The organism is Streptomyces sp. NBC_00234 (assembly GCF_036195325.1).
Classification (GTDB): domain Bacteria; phylum Actinomycetota; class Actinomycetes; order Streptomycetales; family Streptomycetaceae; genus Streptomyces.
In genome coordinates, this window is the sequence record NZ_CP108101.1 from 8,267,554 (window position 1) to 8,274,316 (window position 6,763).

Genomic DNA, 6,763 nt, shown 5'->3' on the forward strand with positions numbered 1-6,763 from the left:
TCTCTTCCTCATCAGTGCGACGGAATTCCTGGCATCGGAGACAACCGGAGGCGACGGTGGACAGCAGGGCCGACCATGTGGACACCACACCGGCAGGACCGCCAGCCGTTGAGGCCGGGGTGCTGGGGGAACAGTCGCTGATCGCGCTGCGCCCGCCGGCGGTACGACGGTTGCTGGCAATGCGCGAGCAGCGCCGTCTGACACGGGGCCATGTGCGCCTTGCGGCCGAATGCCTGGGACTTTCGGAACGGACGGTCTGGCGCTGGCTCGCCGAAGCCACCGACGCTCCCGGCACGGCGGCCCGCCCTGGCGCCCGCCGTGCGGAGCATTTCGAGATCACCGGGCCGATCCGGGTGCTCCTGGCGTACTGGCACGGGAACGCCTCCGCGGTCCACCGCCAGCTCGTCGCCCGCGCCCGGGACGCGACCACACCGTCGGCCTCTGCTGCAGACACGAGCCCGCACGATAAGGCGGTTGCCGGAGTGCCGGGCGGCGCTCCGCTGTCTGCGGTACCGCTCGTGGACCCCGTGCCCTCGCTGTCGACGTTCCTGCGGGCGGTCCGCCGGGACCTGACAGCGGGAGAGCGGGCCGGCCTCGCCGCAGGACCGGATGCCGCCCGCGCCCATGATGTGTTCGGTAAACGGCCCGTGAAATGGCGAGACCTGGGAGACCGATCACGTCCAGGCGCCCCTGCTCGTGGACACGGACGGCGACCTCGTACGCCCGTGGATCACCTGGTTCATCGACACGGCGACCAAGGTCATCACCGGCACCGCCGTCACCCCCGGCTCCCTCTCACGGGCCTCTGTCCTGGCAGCGCTGCGCGCTGCCGTGCTGCGCACCGACCCCTACGGGCCGGCAGGAGGGGTGCCGGAGCGAGTGCGCATGGATAGAGGCAAGGACTTCCTGTCCACCACCGTCATCACCGCTTTCGGCATCCTGGGGACGACCGTCGTGGACCTGCCGCCCTACAGCCCCCACCTGAAGGGCACGGTGGAAAACCTCAACCGCTCGGCCGACCGCATGCTCTTCGCCGCACTGCCCGGCTACACCGTCACCCCCGCTCGCCGCTCTGCACGGCCAGCCCGGTCCGCTGCGCCCCCGCTGTCCTTCCGCGACTTAACCGCGGAGGTACTCGCGTGGGCTGGTGGAACACCGAGCACCGCCCGGCCGCACTGGACGGCCGCACGCCTGTGGAGGCGTGGCAGGCGGACCCCACTCCGCTCACCGATATTCCCGCCGCCGACCTGTGGTCTCTCACCCTCGAAGACGATGGCCGACCGCGGACACTGACCAGCCACGGTGTGCGGTTCAGGAACCGCGACTACGTCGGCGCGTGGATGACCGGGCAGGCCGGGCGCACCGTCCGTGTGCGCTACATGCCCCACCACGACCACGAGATCGAAGTCTGCGACCCGGGGGGCCGGCACCTGGGAACCGCCTACCTCGCCGACGCCGCCACCCCCGAACAGCTCGAGGCCCTGCGCCAGAGCCGCACTGACCGCGCTCGCCGCCTTCGCACGGAAGCGAAGGCGGCGAAGAAGTTGCGACGGCAGCGCTTTGCCGCCGTGACAGCGCCGGAAGCTCCCCAGCGGTTGGGCACGGTCACTGCCATAGAGGCGAGCCACGAACTCGTCAGCAGCGAGCACACCGACCTAGCGGCGCTCGCCCTGCCCGACCTCATCCCGCCCTCCCCGCCGCCGGCCGACTGGAACACCCCCACCGCGCTGCGTGCCACCGCCCCACCGGACACGACAACGCCTCCCACCGACCTGACCGCCGAAGACGAACCCACCCTCCCCCCAGCCTCCCAGGAGCACACCGTGACCGGTCACCTGCCGCCCTCGGCCAGCGACCACTACACGCAACTGCCCGACGCCCAGGTCGTCACCACCCGTGCTCTGCTCACCGCCCGGGAGAACATCACCGACACCATCGCAGCCCGAGCGATGATGTGCATCCACGGCGGCGCCGGCCTCGGTAAAACCCTTGCGGTCAACTTCTGCCTGCGCACACTCGATCCGGCCGACGACGTCTGCCGGATCACCTTCCGTGCCCGCCCCACCGCCCGCGCTGTGCGCCACGAATTGTTCACGGCACTCGGCCTCCCAGGGGAACCACCTCGCCACCCGAGCGAATTCGACCGCCTCCTCCTTGATGCCCTCGCCGCGGAACCGCGCACCCTTGTCGTCGACGAATCGCAGTGGCTGAACCGAGAGACGTTCGAGTACTTCCGCTTCGCCTGGGACAACCCGTACACCCAGATCGCGATCATCTTCGTCGGCGGAGAAGGCGCCCACACCGTGCTCCGCAAAGAGCCGATGCTCTCCTCCCGCATCTTCATCTGGCAGCACTTCACCCGCCTCACCCCCGAAGAGTCCAGCAGGTCATCCCGCTCTACCACCCCCTGTGGGCCGACGCAGACCCCGACGACATCGCCTTCGCCGACAGCCGCGCCGCCCACGGAAACTTCTGCAACTGGGCACGCCTGACCGCCCACACCCGCACCGCCCTTGAGCGCACCGGCCGCACCCAGGTCGACCAAGACCTGTTGCGCTGGGCGTTCAGCCGCCTGGGAAGCACGGTGTAATTCCACCTGATCCACCAAGGCCCGGTCTCCTGCAAATCGAGCCCTTGCCGGTCTGACCGCGGAACTGCGGGCCGCACCGGCTTGTCTTGGTAGGCCGGGTCGGGATGGTGGGAGCCGGTGTTGCTCCTGGCCAGTGGAAGCCGAGTTCGGCGAGCTGATGTGACCATGGATAACTGCAGGCGCGGGCCGGCCCGCGCGGCGTAGCGTGCTTGGCTATGAGTACTTCTGATAGAGGGCGGGAGGATGTCTCCTACCTCGTACCGCTTTTCGCGGCTGCTGGAGCGTACCGAGACGAAGAACATTTCAGGCTGTTCCCCGAGCCTGTGGCACACAGCCGCCTGGCGGCAGACGACGAGCCGCTTAAGGCGTGGGGCTCCGCCAAATTCGTTCAGTCCTCCTTCTCCGCCGGGCTGATGCACGTCGAGGCGCTGACGAAGCTGGTGAGAGTTGCAGGGCAAATCGACCCGATCAGCCTTTGGACGCTGCTGCGCGGCGCCCTCGAAAACTTCGCCACGGCCGTGTGGCTGCTCGACGGCAAGGACCGAGACGAGCGCCGACACCGCGCACTCACGTTGTGGGCCGAAGACTTCCGCAACCGTCAGCAGCATGAGACCGACGTCCATCACATCGTCACAGGCCCTAAAGAGAAGACCGGAGCCCAGCGGGAGGTTGAGGTCAAAGACCTTGCCGACAGCCTGGGTCTCCCCAAGCTGCCCAAGCCGAGCGCCGGAGACATCATCGTCAGCGCGGCCACTACCGCCGGACTCGATCCAAAACTGACCCGGGCGTTGTGGCGCGTGGGCTCCGGCTTCGCCCATGGCCGCTTCTGGCCCTACCTGCGTGCTTCGGAAGTCCGCGGGCTGGCGATAGGGTCAAACGGCGGCTACCTGCTCAACTTCGTAGTCGACGACGACCAACTCAAGAGCATGGCCGATGCCTGCCAGAAACTCCTTGAACACATCGCTAAGCGATACGAGGCCCGCAGCAGCGCGCCGTAGCACCGCTGCCCGGCATCACGCCCACTGCATCCCCAGTTCTGCGAGCGAAGCCCTGGAACGCTCGGGCAGCAGGTTTGGTGCCTGCTCGTTCTCCCAGGTCAGCGACTTGCCAGGGATAGATTTCCGGGTATTCACCGCGCCCAGTCGACCCCGAGCGTAGCCAACTGCTCGCGCTGTTCCTGGGTCAGCCCGCCGCGCCTGCTGCGGGTGTTGGAGAGCCATACGCCCAGCCGGACAGTCGTTCCGTCGGGCAGCTCTTCGTTCCAGGACCTCGCGACGACGGTCTTGCCTTCCCGTTCTTTGTACTGTGTGAGTGCGGTGGTGCCGCGCTCGAACGCCCCGCCCGCTGCTCCCCGCCCGTTTCGTGTCTTGCGGGCCGGGGCTGCCGACCGCGGGGCGGGCTTCACACCGAGCTGGGCCAGGCGCTCACGCTGCCCGACGGCGAGCCGGTCCCAGCCTTCCCGCTGTACGGCGAGCCACCGGCCCACGTCCATCCCGTGGACCATCGACCCGGGCTCCACCTGCGCGAGCACGTTGCCGGGCGCCACAAGGCCCGCCAGGGCGGCGTAGTGGCGCTGCCAGTCGACGGGCCAGTCCGGGTTCCAGTCCGGGTCGATCGCCGCGAGCTGCGCCGCCCTGCGCGCTGCGCGGGCCTCGTCCTTGCCGAGTCCGTTCTTCTTCCGGGCGTTGGCGAGGAATTGCCCTGCCGGCCGGTCCATGATCGCGGCCGTGACCGGAGCGGCGAGTGTTCCGTACGTCTCGAACCAGGCCCTGGCCGCGCCGAGGTTTTCCTCCCACGCCGCGTCCGCCGGGTCCCACACGATGTCCAGCGCTTCCAGGTCGGTAGCCCGTTCCGGGAGCATGGTCCCGGAACGCATCGCCCTGCGCTGGTCCGACAGCCACCTCCCCAGCGGAAACCCGCCCCCGCCCCCGCCCCCGATTCCGCCCCTGACCTCGCTCGTCTCGTCCCTGCCTTCGACGTGGTTGTACGGGACCGCGAGGTCTCCCTCCCGCTTCCGGTACGCCACAGCCGCCCGGTGGCCGGCCTTCCAGTTCGCGTGCTCGGGCGTGATCAGGTTGTACTGCACCAGCCGTGCGATCAGAACCGGGTCGCGGTGCGCCCCGAACCGGAGCAGCAACCGCTGCTCCTCGTCCTCGTCGCTCTCCGGCGCCTCACCGATCCAGGACGACGTCTGCTCGGTGCGTGTGGCGTCCTCCTGGGGAATTGCCAGCATCTCGACGGCACGTTCATCGTGCGCCCTCAGTCCGGAAAGAACCTTCAACAACGGCCCATACGAACCGGAATACGGCATGTCTTCCGGCTTTTCATTCATCCCGAGGAAAACAGGCACAATGAGCGTCGCCAGTTTGTCCTGCCCGGGCTTCTGCCGCAGCGCCCGACCGATCGCCTGGACGATATCCACGGCCGATCCCTTGGGATCGATCAGGGCAACAGAATCCACGCTTGGAACATCGACACCCTCACCCAGAACCCGACAATTCGACATCACCGCACGCCCGGCCCGCGCCCCGAACTGCCGCAGCTCCTGCGAGCGCATCTCCGGCCGGTGCTCACCCGACAGCCATCCCGACCACACCCGCTCCGGATGCCGCCCAGGGTCGGCCGCGTGCAGCCGGGCCGCGATCCTGCCCAGCCCCTCCGAGAACGCACGGGCCTCGATCGTGCGGTGGTGGAAGGTGATGCAGGTCGTCAGCTTGTGCTCGCTCATCGCCTCCAGCAGCGCCGCCTGGAGCACCGCCAGGCGCTCACCCCGAACGTGCTCCTCACGCCGCTCCTCCCCGTACAAACGCTCCAGCGTCAGCCGCTCATCCCGTAGTTCGGCCACCACGATCTGATACCGGGCAAGCAACCCGCGGCTGATGGCATCCGACAAGGACATCGACCACAGGACAGGCCCGAAGATCGCCTCATCCGCCATGGAACAGGCCATCTCCTGCGGCAGCGGATCGAACGCCGCCGGCCCCCCGGCAGCAGGCTCCCACCGCCGCGGCGGCCGCTCCATCCAGATCCTCGGCGTCGCCGTCAGATACAACCGCCGCACCGCAGGAAGCTGCTCCTGGTCGTGCACAGCCGCCCACGCCTTACCCAGCGACCCCGACGTACGGTGCGCCTCGTCCACACACACCAGGTCGAACACGTCCATCGGAAGGCCGTACAGGCCCTCGTGAGCCTCGATCAGCACCGGCAGGGACGCATACGTCGCGAACACCGTCACCGGCCCGCTGCCGTAATGCAGAGCCAGCTGCGGGGCACTGGTCGTCGACGGCACCCCCAGCGCGTACAGACGCGGGTCGTCATCCATCGAGCACACCGCCACCATCGGCCCCGTACGCCCGAAAGCCCGCCACTCACGCACCGTCTGGGACAGCAGATCGAGCGTCGGAACAAGAACAAGAACACGACCATGAGGGGCAATTCGCTGCGCAGCAGCTGCAGCAATGAAAGTCTTTCCAGTGCCGCACGCGGCGTGCACCTGCCCGCGCAATCCCTGATCCGGGAAGCGCTGCCCAGGCCGAATTTCCAGCCCCGTGACGATTGCTTCCACCGCTTCCGCCTGATGCGGGTAGAGCTTGATTCCATCGGCCATGAGAGAACGACTCCAAGATTCAAGGGGAAGGGGTGGAAGCTCGCTCGTGATGCTACCCGGTGCATCACATGATGCACGACCCTGACAGCCCAAGATGCATCTTCAGTCGACGGTTGACCGCTCCGGGGAACGATGGCTGATAGCGTGTTACACCTCGACCCAAGAGCAGCACACACCAACAGAGATTTACCGAAGATGGACATGGTGTCCCGTCAGGGACAGACCAACCGTCAAAGCCAACCAGGGCCGATCTTTCCTGACGGTGCACCACCAGCAAAGCCGGCCCCGATGGTGACAGTCCATTCGTGACCCAACCCAGCAACCAGCATGATGCACAGCAACCCCACCCCGCTGCCGCCCGGCGAAGCCGGAAGGGTGGAAGCGAAGCGGACACCCCAACCCGAAGCGAAGCGCAGGGCCCACGCGTTGAAGCGAAGCGGAAACGCCCACGGAATTTAAGCGAAGCGTAATTCCGAATTCCCTTACGAAGTAAGGGAATTGAAAGGCGCGAAGCGCATTTCACGAATTGCGAAGCAATTCGCTTCACTTGCACATCGCGCAGCGAT

General features: G+C 67.5%; 2 protein-coding genes and 2 pseudogenes. 3 read left to right on the forward strand and 1 reads right to left on the reverse strand.

Features of this window, described 5'->3' with window-relative positions; translation table 11 throughout:
* Window positions 1-179: 179 nt before the first annotated feature.
* From OG230_RS36465 to OG230_RS36330, 3 genes and pseudogenes are all read left to right on the forward strand, one after another.
* Window positions 180-1,748, forward strand: a pseudogene (locus OG230_RS36465) (Mu transposase C-terminal domain-containing protein); the annotation flags it as partial.
* A 255-nt stretch (window positions 1,749-2,003) separates the two neighbouring features.
* Window positions 2,004-2,492: pseudogene (locus OG230_RS36470) on the forward strand (ATP-binding protein); the annotation flags it as partial.
* 313 nt (window positions 2,493-2,805) lie between these two features.
* Window positions 2,806-3,588 carry a hypothetical protein gene (locus OG230_RS36330; RefSeq protein WP_328908022.1) on the forward strand — a complete coding sequence of 261 codons (783 nt, stop codon included), beginning with the start codon at window positions 2,806-2,808 and terminating at the stop codon, window positions 3,586-3,588.
* A 131-nt stretch (window positions 3,589-3,719) separates the two neighbouring features.
* Here the strand turns inward: OG230_RS36330 and OG230_RS36335 are convergent, their stop codons facing one another.
* Window positions 3,720-6,197, reverse strand: a complete 2,478-nt coding sequence (locus OG230_RS36335; protein WP_328908023.1) for a DEAD/DEAH box helicase — start codon at window positions 6,195-6,197, stop codon at window positions 3,720-3,722.
* Window positions 6,198-6,763: the final 566 nt, after the last annotated feature.

Coding starts and splice junctions, on each gene's coding strand:
- OG230_RS36335 (WP_328908023.1), bottom strand. CDS start 6,197: ATGGCCGATGGAATCAAGCTCTACCCGCATCAGGCGGAAGCGGTGGAA.
- OG230_RS36330 (WP_328908022.1), top strand. CDS start 2,806: ATGAGTACTTCTGATAGAGGGCGGGAGGATGTCTCCTACCTCGTACCG.